Origin of the sequence: Plantactinospora veratri, assembly GCF_036421995.1 — a bacterium.
Classification (GTDB): Bacteria; Actinomycetota; Actinomycetes; order Mycobacteriales; family Micromonosporaceae; genus Plantactinospora; species Plantactinospora veratri.
On the sequence record NZ_JAZGQL010000035.1, the window covers coordinates 1 to 14,829 of the forward strand.

Here is a 14,829-nt window from a genome sequence, read left to right on the forward strand (position 1 = left end):
CGCGACCTCGACCGCGGCCCACATGATCGCCGCCTTCGGACCGTGCCTGCGCACCGTCTCGACGGAGACGCCGGCCCGCCTCGCGATCTGCGCGAAGGTGGCGGCCTGGTAGCCGTGCTGACCGAACACCTCGATGGCGGCCTCGACGACGCGCCGCCTAGTCTCCGCCGCCTGCCGATCCCGTAGCTCCGACCGGTAGGTACGGGTACGGCCGTCAGCAGCCGTCATATTGACTACCACGCCATGAAGATGAATACTGCTCCATGGTTCCCAATAGTATCCTCCACCCTGGAGCCCAGAGCGGGGTGCCGCCATGGCGTCGATCATCATCGCCACGATGCCCATCCACGGGCACGTCACACCGCTGCTCGCGGTCGCGCGGCACTTCGCCGGGCGGGGAGACCGGGTCCGGTTCATCACCGGAGCCAGATTCGCCGAGACCGTCCAGGCCACCGGCGCCACCCACCTGCCACTGCCGGCCGAGGCCGACTTCGACGACCGGCAGGACTGGAACGAAACCTTTCCCGAGCGCGCCGCCCTGCGGGGCACCAAGGCGCTCGCCCACGACATCGAGCACATCTTCGTACGCCCCGGGTTGCCCCAGCACGACGCCGTGATGGCGGCGCACGCCGCCGAGCCAGCCGACGCGGTGCTGGCCGACCCGGCCTTCGTGGGCGGGGCGTTCCTGCTCGGCCACCCCCTCGGCGTACGGCCGCCGGTCGTGATGTGCGGCATCTGTCCACTGATGATCTCCAGCCGTGACACCGCGCCGTTCGGCACCGGGCTCACCCCGCTGCGCGGCCCGCTGGGCCGACTCCGCGACGCCACCCTGGCCACCGTGACCCGCAGGGTCGTGTTCCCGCCGTTCGAACGGATCGCCGAGCAGATCTTCCAGCGGTTGCACGGGCGTTCGATCCCGTTCCCGGTGCTCGACTGGCCGCGCCACGCCGAGGCGATCGTGCAGTTCACCGTGCCCGAGTTCGAGTACCCCCGGTCCGACGCCCCCGCCACCCTGCACTTCACCGGACCGATCTCCGCCTCCGGGTCGCGGGCGCCGCTTCCGCCCTGGTGGCCGGAGCTGGACGGCGCGCGCCCCGTCGTCCACCTCACCCAGGGCACGATCGCGAACAGCGACTACGGACAACTCATCGGGCCGGCGCTCGACGGTCTCGCCGACGAGAACGTGCTGATTGCCGTGGCGACCGGTGGACGCCCGGTCGATTCGCTGCCGCCGCTGCCCGCGAACGCCCGGGCGGCCGAGTTCCTGCCCTACGACGATCTCCTGCCGAGGACCGACGTCTACGTGACGAATGGCGGATACGGCGGTGTGCAGTACGCCCTGCGCTACGGGGTGCCGATCGTCGCCGCCGGCAGCCACGAGGACAAGCCCGAGGTCATCGCCCGGGTCGCCTGGGCCGGTGTCGGCCGCCGTCTCAGGACCGAGACCCCGACACCGTCCGCCATCCGCCGTGCCGTCCGCGCCGTGCTCGACGACCACCGGTACCGAGACGCCGCGCGGCGGATCGCCGACCGGATGGCCAGCACTCGGGGGGTGCACCGACTCGCCGAGATCGTCGACGACGTGATCGAGGAAAGCCGGCGGAGCAGCCTCCCGGGACAACGATGAATGCCCGGCGCCCGGGCCGGAACCAGATTCCAGTTCGGAATCGAATCACCCGGAACCCACCCTCGCGTGACCGAACTGGGACAGCTGCGGCAATGATCGGTGCGGCGTACCGGCCGATCGGTTGGTCCTTTCCGCGACCGGCCGAACGCCATGGATTGATCATGCAAGCCGATGCGACGATTCCTCCGCACTGCTACTGCGGAGGTTCTGATGTCGGCGAGCGAACGGGCGCAGGCTGAGGCGTTCGAGGCCCAACGCGGCTGGGCCGCGATGAATGCATTGGTCGAAATGGTGAACAGAGGCAATCGTCCACGACCGATCAGGCCGACCATCATGACCCGGCCGGGCGAGTCACAGTTCGCCGCGCTCACGGTCGACGTCAGCATATTCCACGGAATGGACGTCGAGTACACCACCGGCGGTTACGGATTCCACGGCGGCCTGCTGTTCGTCGCGGCGGGAATGGCGGTCGGTGCCGCCAGCGACGCGCGGAAGCGGCGACGTGCGGAGGAACAGGCGAGGCCGCAGTGGCGCTTCATGGGCAGGGCGCCGGCGGTGGTCACCGACCAACGGCTCCTCGTGATGATCGACAACAAGTGGAACTCCCTCCACCTGGGCTCGCTGGTCTCCATCCACCCCGATCTGCGCAGCTGGGCGCTGGTCATGCAGTTCGAGGGCGCACCGCCGCTGATGCTGCGCGGTCCGTGGGTGCCCTGGCTGACCGTGCTCATCTCGGCCGTGATGTTCGGTCAGCCGTTCCCGCCGGGATGTCAACCGCCGATGGCGGGCCGCCCACAGGTGCAGGGGCCGCCGCAGCAACACCGGGCCGTCGCGCCGTCGCAGGCGCCTGCCGCGCTGCCGCCGGGATCCACGGACCGGCAGTGACCGTGCATCCCGTGGCCCTGCGGCCGGTCTCGCGGTCCGGGTCCGAAACGGACTGACGCGCCTCGCCTGAACGGCCGGCACGGCGGGCGATTCCGATACCGCCCGCAGGCGCGAAACCGACGCCGCCGTCCGCTTTGGAGCGTCGCCGGGCACCGAACCGATGGTGGCCGCCGACACGTCGCGCCGGCACCGGTCCGGGAGTACCCGGCAGAAGCCCCGGCCGTCCGGTCGTCCAGCCGTAGCGCCGTCCAGCCGAGACGTGCCGACGGTCTGACGCAGCCTCTTGCACGTCCGTCCGGGCGGCTGTGGGCAACCGTCCTTCGTAGGCGTTAGGCAGGGTTGCGCCCGCATCGGCGTTGGTCGTAACGTTCGCCCTGCTGGTCCCATTGAGCCATGATTGGATGAAAGTTGACGCATTCACAGGCCGACCGTGCGGGTGGGCCGGAGACCCGTGGTCAGTCAACGACGTCGGCTCGACGCCGTGGCGGGCAGAAGTCCATCAGGCGGCACGTCATTCGACTGGTGCTCGCCCCCAGCATCGTCGTCGTGGTCCTCTGGCTCGTGGCGTCCGGGTACCTCGTCTTCCAGGGCTTCTATACCAGAGCGGTCGCCGACTCGGTTCGGAGCGTGTCGATCCCGGCAGTTTCCGCGTTGACCTCGATCATGCAGGAGCGGCGGCTGAGCATCACCCACCTGGCACAGCGGTCCGGTGATCTGCAACCCCTCGTCGACCAGCGGAAACTGACCGACGATCGGCTCTCCGAGCTGCGCGCCGTGGCGACTGAAGCGCTCGGCAACGCCCCCGACTCTATCGTGACGCGGTGGCAGGCGCTGACCGAGTTCCTCGACCAGCTGCCGAGCGTACGCAGCACAGTGGACTCCCGTTCGATCGACGGGCAGCGGGCCTTCAGCTTCTACAACAACCTGCTCGATGCCGCGACCACCCTCTTCGACACCCAGGCCCGGGTCGTCCCGGACGTGACCGCGACGCAGGGCGGCATCACGGCCACCGATGCGTTCCGGGCCAGCGACCTGATGTCCCGGGCGGCATCGAGGATGGATGGCGCGTTCGGCGCGCGGGCCCTCGGCCAGCAGGACTATCTGGAGTTCGTCAGCCTGGTCGGCTCGTACCACGCCGGCCTGACCACCGTCACCCCGCACCTGCGGCCGGGCCCGGGTGAGCGCCTTGAGCAGCTCACGGGCAGCGACGTGTGGCGGGATCTGGTGGCCGCAGAGCAAGCGATCATCACGGGCGGTGCGTGGCAGGACGGCGTCCCCCGCAGCCTCGCCGCCACCAGGTCGCGCTGGGAGGCGCTGACCGGGCAGGTCTCGGAGCGGCTGATCGAGATGACCGTCCAGCAGGCCGACGAGGTCTCCGCAGAGGCCCTGCGCACCGGCAACAACCAGTTGCTGATGGCGTCGCTGGCGAGCCTGGTCGCGGCGTCCATCGCGGGCGCCGCGATCCTCTGGGCGTGGCGGAAGTCGCGTGAGCTGCCGGTACGGCTGGCGAACCTGGGCGACGACGCCGCGACAATGGTGGACCAGCGGCTGCCGGCGATGATGGAGCGGCTGCGCCGGCACGAAAAGGTCGATCCCGAGGCCGAGCTGTCGTTCCGGGACTACGGCAGCGACGAGATCGGCCAACTGGCCGAGGTCATCAACAGGTCGTTGCGGGCCGCGGCGGCTGCGGCGATCGACGAGGCGACGACCCGGGCCGCCAGTACCGCGATGCTGATGGGGGTCGCGCGCCGTCCGCAGCGGCCGCTGCAACGGGGCCTGAAGGTCATCGAGGGAGTTCAGCACCGGGTCGGCGACGAGAAGCTGTTGAGTGAGCTGTTCGACATCAACCACCAGCTGACGCAGGCCCGGCGGTTCCTGGAAAACCTCCTCATCCTGGCCGGTGGCCAGATCGGCCGACGCTTCCAGAGTCCGGTACCGGTCCGTCGGGTGCTGCTGGCGGCGTTCGCGGAGGCACAGCACTACCAGCGCATCACCCTGCGCGGAGCGCCCGACGTGGCGATCGTCGGTCAGGCGGTCGCCGGCACCATCCACCTGCTCTCCGAACTCCTGGACAACGCGCTCGCGTTCAGCCCGCCCGGCACCACCGTCTGGGTGACCGCCAACGAGGTCGCGAACGGCCTCGCCGTGGAGGTCGAGGACTCCGGGGTCGGGATGCGCTCCGACGCCCTGGACCGGGCCAACGAGCTGCTCAGGACCGCACCCACACCGGACGTGACGGCCCTCAAGGACGGCGCGCAGATCGGTCTGCACGTGGTCACGGAGCTGGCCAAGCGGCACGGCATCCAGGTGACCCTGCGCCCCTCGGCGTACGGAGGGCTGCTGGCGGTCGTACTCCTGCCGAAGCGGGTCATCGCCGTCGGTGACGCCGCCGACCGTCCCGAGCCGACCGCCCAGTCACCGGCCACGGCCGGCCCGGCGGCCCCGAAGCCGGAGAAGGTGACCCGGCGCGAGCCGCGTCCCGCCGCGTCCCCCGCGCCCGCCCCGGTCGCGGCGTCGCCGAACGGTACCGCCCGGTCGGGTTCCGGTGCCGGACCGGGCGCACCGCCCGTGCCCAGCGGGGTCGGTGGCGGCTCGCCGGGCCCACAGGCGGCCAGCCGGCCGCCGCTGCCGCAGCGGGATCCACAACAGCACATCGCGCCCGGACTGCGCGCCGACCCCACCTCCGCCGCCGCACCGAGGGCGGCCGGGCCCGCGCGCCCGGCCGAGCAGGCTCGGGACCGGCTCGCCGGCTACCAACGAGGGTGGGCCGCCGGCCGGGCCGCGGGGATCCAGAAGCCCAATGACGATCAAGGCAGGAAAGCGTGACCAACTCGACCTCACAGGACCTGACCTGGATGTTGGACGACCTGTTGAAGGTCCCCAACGTCATCGACGCCCTGGTGCTGTCGACCGACGGGCTGACGATCCAGCGATCGGCGTCGCTGCCGCAGGACGGCGCGGAGCTGCTGGCTGCCGGCGCCTCGTCGCTGTACAGCGTCGCCGCGGGCATGGGCCGACGCTTCGACAGTGGGTACGTACAGCAGGTCATCGTCGAATACGACAATCAGACGTTGTTCGTCGCCGCCGCCGGGCAGAACGCCCGGCTGGCCGTACTCTGCGACCAGGCCGTCGACATGGGCACGGTCGCCTACGAGATGGGCCGCCTGGTGACGCGCATCGGCGAGCATCTCAGCACCGAGACGCGACCCGCCCCGATGCGACCAACCGGTGGCCCAGGCACAGGCCATGGCTGAGTCCTGGACCGGCGGCGACGACGAGGCCGAAGAGAGCGGGCTTGTTCCGCTCTACGTCCTGGTGCGCGGACGGACACGTCCCCGCAACAGCGACCTGGACCTGGCGACCCAGGTCATCGCGGTGCCGGTCAACACCCGGTTGGATCCGGAGTTGCAGGACATCATCAACCAGTGCACGGACTGGATGTCGGTGGCCGAGATCGGCGCCCACCTGCACCGGCCGCTCACCATCGTCAAGGTGATGGTCGACGTGCTGGTGGAGCAGCGGCTCCTTAAGATCGGCTCTCCGGCGCAGCAGAGGGTCACCGACATGCGACTGCTGGAAGCGGTACTCGCCGGCCTCGAACGACTATGAAAAAGGGACTGGGCAACGTGGATCGTAGATCGGTCAAGCTCGTCGTGGCCGGTGGGTTCGGCGTCGGCAAAACCACCTTCGTCGGTTCGGTCAGCGAGATCGCGCCGTTGACCACAGAGGAGGTTCTGACCCAGGCCGGCGCCGGTGTCGACGACGTCACCGGCGTGGACAACAAGACGCGTACCACGGTCGCGCTGGACTTCGGGCGCATCACCATCGCGTCCGAAGTCGTGCTCTACCTGTTCGGCACGCCTGGACAGGACCGGTTCTGGTTCATGTGGGACGAGTTGGCGCAGGGTGCGATCGGCGCCATCGTGCTGGTGGACACCAGGAGGCTCAACAGCAGCTTCCCCGCCATCGACTACTTCGAGCGACGGCAGATTCCCTTCGTCGCCGCCGTCAACCGCTTCTTCGGGGAGTGTCTCTACACGGAGCGGGAGATCCGCGCGGCGTTGAAACTCCCGCCGACCGTCCCGCTGCTGTGGTGCGACGCGAGGGATCGCGAGTCCAGCAAGCAGGCCCTGATCCAGCTCGTCCGGCATGCCATGACGCTCCTGCCGGTCGGCGGCGGCTGAGCCGAAAACGCCGACCGCGGCCCGGCCACACCGAGAACCTCGAGTGTGGCCGGGCCACACCGCCTCCGGCCGCACGCCGCCACGTGCGGCCGGAGGACCGACCGCTACCGCACGGACAGGGTGGCCGGCACCGCCGACGGTCAGGTCCGGGCTCCTACCCGGCGCGGCGACGGGTAGGAGCCTGGACCGCCCGCCGTGCTCGGGCCCGACGGGTTCCCCGGAACACCCTGACGAGGTGTCCCGGTGCCACCATCGCGGTGGCGGGCGCCAACATCTGCGCGACTCCGAGGAACGTCCTGGCGAGCGTGGGATCTACGGTGGCGGCCAGCCGGTACCGGTCCAGATAGCGGGCCAGCATCCGATCGACTGCGCTGCGGTGCCCGGCGATCTCGGGGAACCTCAGATCACCGCCGACCGAGAGCGCCCACGCCGCGTCGATGGCCTTCGCCGCCGCCCGGTAGAACCGACCCGGCAGTCCGGCGGTACCGGCTCGGGTCAGGTCGCGGAGGATCAGCGCCTCCATCGCCGCGACGGACATCCCCTGTCCGTAGGTCGGGTTGAAGCTGCACAGCGCGTCACCCACCACGACGAAGCCGTCGGGGCGGCGACGCGCCTTCTCGAAGTGCCAACGTTCGCTCGCCGGGTACCGCATCTTGACCGGGTCGTCGAGCGGCTTCGCCTCGCGTAGCAGGTCGGCCAGATCAGGGACCGGCAGCGACTCCGCGAACGCCAGCATGCCTTCGTCGTCCACCGGTGGGGTGTCGCCGGCCAGTCCGAAGAGGGCCACCACCCAACGGTCGCCCTCCACGTGCACGGCGGCGCCGCCACGGGGGGTGCCGGGCATCGGGACGATGAGCAGACCGTGCCGTCCGTCGAGATGACCCGGCTCCCAGCGGTAACTTCTCGTCACGTACACGACATCGACATCGACCCGGGAGCTGTCCGGCTCCGCGACTCCCACCTCACGCAGCCAGGCCAGCGCCCGTGACCCACGGCCTGCGGCGTCCACGACGAGGTCGGCGGGCTCGGGAGTGTCGCTACCGGTGGTCCGTACCCCGGTCACCGCCGCGCCGTCCGGGCCGGTGAGCAGTCCCACCGCCTCGACGCCGGGCCGCACCACCACGTTCGGGAGCCGCTCCACGCGTTGCCGCACGTGGTACTCCACCAGCGGTCGGGTCACGCCGAGCACGGAGAAGCCGGACGGTGCCGATGCGATGGCCCGGCCGTCGAGATAGTACGTGGTTTCCACCTGGGGATCGAGGCGAAGGGCTCCAGCCGCGACCAGGTCGTCCGTGACTCCGGGGAAGAACTCCTCGAGGATCTGCGCCCCCCGGGTGAGCAGGACGTGCAGTTGGCGGCTCTGAGGTACGCCCCGGCGAGGCGTCGGCTGATCCGGCAGGTCATCGCGGTCCAGGACGGTCACCCGGTCGTAGGCTTCGCTCAGAGCGCGCGCGGCCAACAGACCGGCAATGCTCGCACCGATGACGACAGCATGCCCGTTACCCTTGGCGTCCATGGTCGGAGATCATTCCAGACAATAGGTCGGCTCGAAAGATCGACCGGAGAGTCAGCGGCATGCGCTCGATAGCCACTACCGCTGATTCCGCCGAGCCGAGGCGAGCCCTCAGTACCACCCCGGGTGGCCTCCGTAAAGGGTGCGTCCTTGGCGGGTTGATAACGGCAGAGCCGCCGCGCCGTCATTTCTCGCTGCACACTCCAACCGCGACCTTGCGATTGTGGTGGCGACCACAATGCCGATGACCCAGGCCCGGTCTAAATTGCACGAGTCCCGGGCGGGAGTGACACCATCGGTCAGGCCGGATGCGATGGCACCGCCGGTTCGCCCGGGCCGCACCGATGCGCGGCCGGCTCTCCGGAGCCCCCGACCCGGTGCCGTCCTACCGGCAGTCCTACCGGGCCGGACGCCCGGCGAGCGCCGCGGCGGGCCAGGCCAGCAACAGCACGAAGGGGTACGCGAACAGCGTGTCGACCACCAGCCGGGAGGACTCCGGTCGGTACTCCCAGTCGAAGATCCAGAGCAGTAGCAGGTTCGGCAGCATCCCGGCAGCGGAGACGGCGGCGACGGCCAGGCCACGGTTGCCGAGCCGCGCGGTCGCGGCGAGGGCCACTTCGAGAATGAGCCCGGCGACGAGGCAACCGCCGACCAGGGTCAGGAACCAGACGTCAGGATGGTGGTCCCAGTAGTAGAACTCGACCGGAATGCCCCACGGCAGGCGGAAGATGTTCCGGCCGGCCTGTACCACCAGGAGCCCGACGAGCCCGGCGACGACACCGGAGACCGCCTGCGCCGCGAACGCGACTCCACGGCGGCGAGCCCAGGTCCCGGCCAGCAGGCCCGCAACGGGTATGAGCTGCCAGGCGTACCGGTCCGTCCAGTACGGCATCGGACCGTCGTATCCGGCCAGCACCGGGTAGGCGGTCATCGCCGCGCCGACCACCGCGCCGAGCAGCACCGCGACGGCGAAGGCGGCGGCTGCCGGACGCGGTGACGCGGCCGGCTCGCCCGGGATCGGCCGTTGCGCGAGCGGACCGGCCGCACTCGTCGGCGTCGGTGCCGCTGTCGATGTCGGTGTGGGTGCCGGGGGTGCCGGGGGTGTGGGTGCCGCTGGTGTGGGTGCCGGGGGTGCCGGGGGTGTGGGTGCCGCTGGTGTGGGTGCCGGTGTTGGCGGTGGTGTGACGGCCTGTGTCGGGCGGGCCCGGACCGGTGGTGCCGGGTCGGCCGGGACCTGTCCGCCGGACGGCGGTGCGTGCAGAGTGCCGTGGGCGACGACCAGCTCCGGCTGGTCGATGACCGTCGGCGCCACGCCGAGCGCCCGGTGCAGCATGGTGGCGACCAGCGGGATCCGGCTGGACCCACCGACCAGGAAGACCCCGGCCAGCCGGTCGGCGGTGACCCCGCCGGCGAACAGCGTCGACGTGGTCAGCACTGCCGTCCGCTCCAGTAACGGCCGGGCCAGCTCGTCGAACTCCGTACGGGTGAGATGGACCTCGCGGTCCAGCCCGGGCAGGACGATCGGCGCCGTGACGAAGCGGCTGAGCTGTTCCTTGGCCGCCCGCGCCTCCTGCTGCGCCTGCTGCCGGTGACGCCCTTCGACGAGGCCGACCCGCGCCCCGGTGGCGTCGGCACCGGCGTGGCTCACCGTCCAGTCGACGATCGCGGCGTCGATGTCCACTCCACCCACGTCGTCCAACCCCGCGGTAGCGCGTACCTCCCAGCCGCCGTCGGACCGCCGCCGGACCGCGCTGATGTCGAAGGTGCCGCCCCCGAGGTCGTACACCACGAGCGTCCCGCCCGGCTCCACCCGGTGGCCGAGCACCTCGGTGAAGTAGAACGCGGCCGCGACCGGCTCGGCCATCAGCCGGACCGCGCCCAGCCCAGCGCCGGCCGCAGCCCGCGCCAGTACCGCGCGCCGCTGGGCGCCCCAACTGGCCGGATGGGTCAGCACCACCGGGGTGGGTGTGGTGCCGAGCGCGCGCCGCGCGGTCTGGGCCACCCGGGACAGTACCGCCCGTACCGCCTCTTCCACCGATGTCTCGACATCGCCGAGCAGCAGCGTCCCGTCGGTCATGTGGCGCTTCGGATTGGGTTCGCAGCGGCCGGGATCGAGCCGGGAACTGCGGAGTGCGTCGTGCCCCACCAGCAGTTGACCAGTTGCCGGCGCGAACACCGCGGAGGGCAGCAGCGGCGACGCGTCGAACAACAGCGACTCGGTCCGGCCGCTCGGCATGCGTACTGCGGCGACGGTGTGCGAGGTGCCGAAGTCGACGCCGAGGAGGGCTGGCGTGGTGAGCACGGAACGGACCGTATCAATGGTCGTCGAGCTTCAGGGTCCGTCGCCGGCGCACCCCGGTACCGGCGGTCGGAGCAGGGCCCTACCGGCCCCGACCCGGAAGTAGCCCACTGGGTCGGAAGCGGAAGGTCCGTTGAGCGCTGGCGACGACCGGGTGATGGGAACTGCCACCCCGAGTCGCGAGAGCCGGGAGGGGTGTCCCCTCCCGGCTACCTGGCAGACGGGATCCTCGCCGCCGCCGTGACTCGCCGACGAGGGGTCAGAGGAACTTGTGCGAGGCGTTGTCGAGCAGGAGGGTGCTGTTGAGGTTGCGACCCGCGCCCGGTGCGAAGGCGTCGTAGGGGCCACCGTAGTCGCTGTTGTAGTGGACGCGGACCGTCACGCTGCTGCGATTCCAGGCCGACGCCGCGTTGTTCTTGATGCACTGGTACCGCCCGGTGCCCGCTGACTTGAATTCGAAGCAGGTCGGCTGCGTCGTTCCGTAGTTGTTTTCCGAGGCCGTGAAGTCGGACAGTGAGCCCGTACGGTTGAAGCCCCAGTAGTAGCAGAACTCCCCACTCTCGCAGACCCCGTTCCGCGCGGTAGCCGCCGAGGCGGTTGTCGAGCCGGCCGCCAGGAACATTGCCGCCCCGACGGTGGCGAGCAGCGCATGAACAATGAGCTTTCTGGGCGTGACCATGGTGTGGTCCTTTCTGGATGGATCGTGCATGAGATGTCACGGTGTCTTGAACCGCTGCGCTTCCTACTCTCGGGGTACCTCCGATCATTTCCGGCAGGCTCGCCAAGAGTCATCTGTCAGATTTCTGCCGGTTGGCTTGTGGTCTCGCCCCAGCAACAGGCGCCGCCTCTGCTCATGGCTCGGCGGCAGCAGATCAGGGTGTCCTCGGCACACTGCGGCGAACTCGAACGGGACATCCGTTCGGATTCGTACGGCAGTTGTTCGAACCGGCTCTGCGTACTCTCACCCGGGCGGCTCGGCGAGCCGGGCGCCGGAGTAATCGGATGGCCGGCCGGATCGGGTGGTGATGAGGTCCGCCTCAGGGCGTCGCCGGTGGGGCCGGCGGCGGCAGGAAGCGTCCGCGCGCCGCGGCCACGATCGACCGTACGGCGATTCCGCCGATCAGGGCCGAGATGGCCGCCAGTACGAGGTACGTGTAGACGCGGTGACCCGGGGGTTCCCCCTCGGCGACCCAATGCAGGGCGGCCGTCGCCACCGCCGACCAGGAGAACGTGAATGCCCAGAAGCTGGGGGCGAAGCGCAGCCGCAGGTAGAGCGGAAGCAGACGGATCTGGGCGAGGACCAGCAGCAGCCCGTACCCGGAGACCAGCGTCACCCAGACGTCGAGCCGGCCGCCGTTGAGGGCGAAGAGCGCGATCCCGGCCACGGCGGAGGGGGCCACCTCGATCGCGAGGGTCGGTATGAGCGGCGTCGGCAGCGGCGGCCGCACGAAGAGGCGGCTCAGGATCAGCGAGCCGAGGACCAGCCAGCAGACGAGGCCGAGCCCGAGCATGATCTCCGCCAGGGTGCGCTGCCCGACCGCGGAGGCGGCGGCCGAGGCGATGAACCCGCCGGCCACGGTGGGCAGGAAGTAGCCGGGGTGGATCTGGTCGATGTCGATCCTGCCGTAGATCCACTGCCCTGTTATCCATCCGCCGAAGAGGAGCGTGAGGACCAGGAACACGTCGACGAGGATCCGCCCGACGTGCAGGTTGTGCGGGGCGACGCCCTGCGCGACGAGCAACATGGGCGTGATGACGGCGAGCGAGACGAACGGGCCGGTGACCGGATCCACCGAGTCGCCGACGAGGGTACTCGGCCGGGGCAGCGCGTAGCCGGCGTACGCCGCCACCACGGCGAGCCAGGTCAGCGCGGCGAGCGCCAGCAGGCCGTTGCCGATCCAGGTCGGTACGTCGCCGCCGCGTCCGGCCACCATCCAGGTGTTGCCCAGGCCGGCGAGGCCGAAGGGGATGCCGAAGAGGCTCGGCGGAATCCGGACGGCGACCACCTGACACCTCCCGTGACGGGGCGGTCCCCCTCGGTTGATCCGGTTACATCCTGCCCAGAGACGATCCGTCGCGTGGCCGAAACGGTCAATCGCCGAGGCGAATCAGGCGGATTCGCGGCGAGCCGGTCAGGCCGATCTCCGCTCCGGCGTCGAGCGACGAGTCCGGGCACCGGTGATGGTGCGGGAATCGAGTTGGCCCTCACCTTCCGACGCGTCAAACGCGAAGAAGCCCATCGCCTCGCCCGCCCCCCGTGCGGAACGTGTCGCCGGTCCCTCGCCCCGCGCGGACTGTCGCGGCCCTCGTCCTGGCTCTGGCCGGCCGGGGTGGGCCGCCGCGTAGCCGGTCAGCGCGGCGCTGCGGCAAGCAGCCGGCGCGCCTCGCCCGCTCCGATGTCGGTACGCGCGCCGCAGAGCGGGTTGGTGCAGTAGAGCACGTGCTTCGTCCGGACCCGGAACAGCGGTACGAAGAAGAGGCTGAACCGGGTTGTCTCACGCACCAGCAGCATGCTGCCGGACTGCCCGCAGACCCGGCAGGCCGTCGGGACCAGCCCCAGCCGCTCCGACTTGGTACGCAGACCGAAGATCAGAAACATGCGGTACCCCTGTTCGCCTGGATCGCGTCCGGTGTGGGTCGCCGAACTCTTCCACCCTGATACCCCGATGACAGCCGGCTCAGCCCCGGATCGTGATCCGGGTCGCTCGGATGATGTTGGGCGTATCCGGTGGACGTGAGGTTCGTTCTGTCCGAGAGTGTCTCTGACGGGCTGCTGTGCGGGATCCTGTTCGTTCTCGGTCCGCGATTCGTGGGTGCACCTGGCGGAAGAGTTAGGAGTTCTTGGGTCCAGGCACTGGAAGATGGGACCGATGACCGAGGTCAGGGGCAGGGATCTGTCGCGATCCCCTCACCACGCAATCCTACGATCCTTTCCCGGCTCACAGTGCGATCAACCGAAGATCTCGGCTTGTCCCGGTCCGGTCAGGCTGGGTCGGTGATCAGCGGGTCGTGGACCCGGCCGAGGAACAACGGTACGCCAGTGAGCTGGTCGTGGATGACATATAGGAATGGCCGGTTGACGAAGAACTGCGGCCCGTGCGGGACCGACGGCGGCGGGATGATGACGGCCGACGCGGCTGCGGCCTCGGTACCCTTCTCGTCCACCGCGATGAACGTCTCGTGTACCACGTCGTCGATGTACAGGGCCGGCTCGGTGCTCATGGCGGTGAAGTCGGCCTGCGACGTGAACGCCGTGGGCATGCCGAGGCTGCTCAGCGTGGCACCCAGCTCGGCCGGCAGGCGGAACGTCCACCGGGGCAGGCGCAGTTGGACATCGACGAACCGGAACCCGGTCAACAACGCGCCCAGCCACGTCACGTCTAGATTCGCCTCGACCGCAGCGAGATCGTCCCGGGTCGGCATGACGATGGCCATGGCCAGCGCGTCGCCCGCGTAAGGCACGTCGACCGCACGCCACCCGTCCCCCTCCAGGTAGCCCATCCTGTCGAACGGCCCGCGCATCATCGGGACGTCGACGACGCTGCCGTCATCCCGGGTGAACGGCTCCACGGCCGTGGCGGTCGCCTTGAACGGGTACCGCCAGGCCGCCATGAGGTAGGTCGTGTTGGTGAGGATCAAGCTGGTGTCGGGGCTCACGGTGCCGGACTGCAACAGCTCCGGGATCTTCGCGTTGGTCCGGTCCGACACCCAGGTGTTGATCTCCTGACGGGCCGCCTCCGGGGCGCCACGGAAGTCGACCGGGTGCGGCGCGGCACCGTAGTAGCCGGCCAGGGTGTCCCGGAATCCTGCTCGCAGGCCCAGATCGGACCGTGTCCACACGGCGTTGGCCGTGGTCAGCCGAGGCTTCCTGGTTCCGTCGCCGTCCTGGTATCGGCCGGCGAGCATCTGGTCAACGGTGTTGAACCCGCTGTGGAGCGCGCCGGGTCGCGGATGCGGTGCGTGGAGCACGGCATCCATCTCGTCCGCCGTGGTCGAGCCGGCGCCCGCCCTGGTCATCGCGAGCGCGAGCCCCACCGAGTACGGCGCGCACACCACGTTGCCGCCTGCACGGGTCGACGCCAGGGTGCGGTAGAGGTCGGCCGTGAAGCCCCGTACCGCGGTCGCGGCGGCCTCCGCCGTAGCCGGGTCAGGAGGTACGCGCGCCGGGTCCGACGACGTGGACGACCCGCCGAGCCAACGGGGATGGCCTGGGGCGGTGGTGAGGGCAGCCGCCGCCAGCGGCACCGCCCGCAGGACCGATCGACGCGAGACCATGCAGCGACGGTAGAGCAGGCTCGCCCAGACGCGCCAGGCACCCGGC

13 protein-coding genes are annotated in these 14,829 nt (G+C 70.2%); 6 read left to right on the top strand and 7 right to left on the bottom strand.

Going from position 1 to position 14,829, the window contains the following annotated elements; translation table 11 throughout:
* Nucleotides 1-330, bottom strand: a 330-nt coding sequence (locus V1634_RS32345) for a TetR/AcrR family transcriptional regulator (protein WP_331211457.1), incomplete at its 3' end; no start/stop codon positions are given.
* On the opposite strand from V1634_RS32345, the gene V1634_RS32350 reads away from it, so the two are divergent.
* The 6 genes from V1634_RS32350 to V1634_RS32375 all read left to right on the top strand — a co-directional run bounded on the left by V1634_RS32350 (nt 314) and on the right by V1634_RS32375 (nt 6,696).
* Nucleotides 314-1,627: a glycosyltransferase gene (locus V1634_RS32350; protein ID WP_331210581.1), complete on the top strand. Its 1,314-nt coding sequence runs from the start codon at nt 314-316 to the stop codon at nt 1,625-1,627. The two genes, V1634_RS32345 and V1634_RS32350, sit on opposite strands and share 17 nt — an antisense overlap.
* 171 nt (nt 1,628-1,798) lie before the next feature.
* Nucleotides 1,799-2,512 (top strand): hypothetical protein, encoded by a 714-nt coding sequence (locus V1634_RS32355; RefSeq protein ID WP_331210582.1) that lies wholly within the window; start codon nt 1,799-1,801, stop codon nt 2,510-2,512.
* A gap of 522 nt (nt 2,513-3,034) precedes the next feature.
* A complete protein-coding gene (locus tag V1634_RS32360; RefSeq protein ID WP_331210583.1) occupies nt 3,035-5,338 on the top strand; it encodes a sensor histidine kinase in 2,304 nt (767 codons plus the stop codon).
* The gene (locus V1634_RS32365; RefSeq protein WP_331210584.1) at nt 5,335-5,766 is read left to right on the top strand and encodes a roadblock/LC7 domain-containing protein; all 432 of its coding nucleotides are present in this window, start codon (nt 5,335-5,337) and stop codon (nt 5,764-5,766) included. The genes V1634_RS32360 and V1634_RS32365 overlap by 4 nt, the downstream gene beginning before the upstream one ends.
* On the top strand, nt 5,759-6,121 hold the full coding sequence (locus tag V1634_RS32370; protein WP_331210585.1) for a DUF742 domain-containing protein: 363 nt from the start codon (nt 5,759-5,761) through the stop codon (nt 6,119-6,121). Before V1634_RS32365 ends, V1634_RS32370 begins: the two co-directional genes overlap by 8 nt.
* Nucleotides 6,118-6,696, top strand: coding sequence for a GTP-binding protein (locus V1634_RS32375; protein WP_407951858.1), 579 nt, complete (start codon nt 6,118-6,120; stop codon nt 6,694-6,696). The genes V1634_RS32370 and V1634_RS32375 overlap by 4 nt, the downstream gene beginning before the upstream one ends.
* Before the next feature lie 154 nt (nt 6,697-6,850).
* On the opposite strand, the gene V1634_RS32380 is transcribed toward V1634_RS32375, so the two are convergent.
* From V1634_RS32380 to V1634_RS32405, 6 genes are all read right to left on the bottom strand, one after another.
* Complete coding sequence (locus tag V1634_RS32380) at nt 6,851-8,212, bottom strand: FAD-dependent oxidoreductase (protein ID WP_331210587.1); 1,362 nt, start codon at nt 8,210-8,212, stop codon at nt 6,851-6,853.
* Between the two features lie 394 nt (nt 8,213-8,606).
* Nucleotides 8,607-10,511, bottom strand: coding sequence for an Hsp70 family protein (locus V1634_RS32385; RefSeq protein WP_331210588.1), 1,905 nt, complete (start codon nt 10,509-10,511; stop codon nt 8,607-8,609).
* A 256-nt stretch (nt 10,512-10,767) separates the two neighbouring features.
* Nucleotides 10,768-11,187 (bottom strand): peptidase inhibitor family I36 protein, encoded by a 420-nt coding sequence (locus V1634_RS32390; protein WP_331210589.1) that lies wholly within the window; start codon nt 11,185-11,187, stop codon nt 10,768-10,770.
* Between the two features lie 358 nt (nt 11,188-11,545).
* The gene (locus tag V1634_RS32395; RefSeq protein ID WP_331210590.1) at nt 11,546-12,514 is read right to left on the bottom strand and encodes an SLAC1 family transporter; all 969 of its coding nucleotides are present in this window, start codon (nt 12,512-12,514) and stop codon (nt 11,546-11,548) included.
* A 344-nt stretch (nt 12,515-12,858) separates the two neighbouring features.
* Nucleotides 12,859-13,107 (bottom strand): zinc-ribbon domain-containing protein, encoded by a 249-nt coding sequence (locus V1634_RS32400; RefSeq protein WP_331210591.1) that lies wholly within the window; start codon nt 13,105-13,107, stop codon nt 12,859-12,861.
* Between the two features lie 383 nt (nt 13,108-13,490).
* Complete coding sequence (locus V1634_RS32405; protein WP_331210592.1) at nt 13,491-14,783, bottom strand: serpin family protein; 1,293 nt, start codon at nt 14,781-14,783, stop codon at nt 13,491-13,493.
* Nucleotides 14,784-14,829: the final 46 nt, after the last annotated feature.

Bases quoted from the DNA above. Each gene is read 5' to 3' on its own strand.
- V1634_RS32370 (WP_331210585.1), top strand. From the start codon at position 5,759: ATGGCTGAGTCCTGGACCGGCGGCGACGACGAGGCCGAAGAGAGCGGG.
- V1634_RS32380 (WP_331210587.1), bottom strand. From the start codon at position 8,212: ATGGACGCCAAGGGTAACGGGCATGCTGTCGTCATCGGTGCGAGCATT.
- V1634_RS32390 (WP_331210589.1), bottom strand. From the start codon at position 11,187: ATGGTCACGCCCAGAAAGCTCATTGTTCATGCGCTGCTCGCCACCGTC.
- V1634_RS32400 (WP_331210591.1), bottom strand. From the start codon at position 13,107: ATGTTTCTGATCTTCGGTCTGCGTACCAAGTCGGAGCGGCTGGGGCTG.
- V1634_RS32375 (WP_407951858.1), top strand. From the start codon at position 6,118: ATGAAAAAGGGACTGGGCAACGTGGATCGTAGATCGGTCAAGCTCGTC.
- V1634_RS32350 (WP_331210581.1), top strand. From the start codon at position 314: ATGGCGTCGATCATCATCGCCACGATGCCCATCCACGGGCACGTCACA.
- V1634_RS32355 (WP_331210582.1), top strand. From the start codon at position 1,799: ATGCGACGATTCCTCCGCACTGCTACTGCGGAGGTTCTGATGTCGGCG.
- V1634_RS32405 (WP_331210592.1), bottom strand. From the start codon at position 14,783: ATGGTCTCGCGTCGATCGGTCCTGCGGGCGGTGCCGCTGGCGGCGGCT.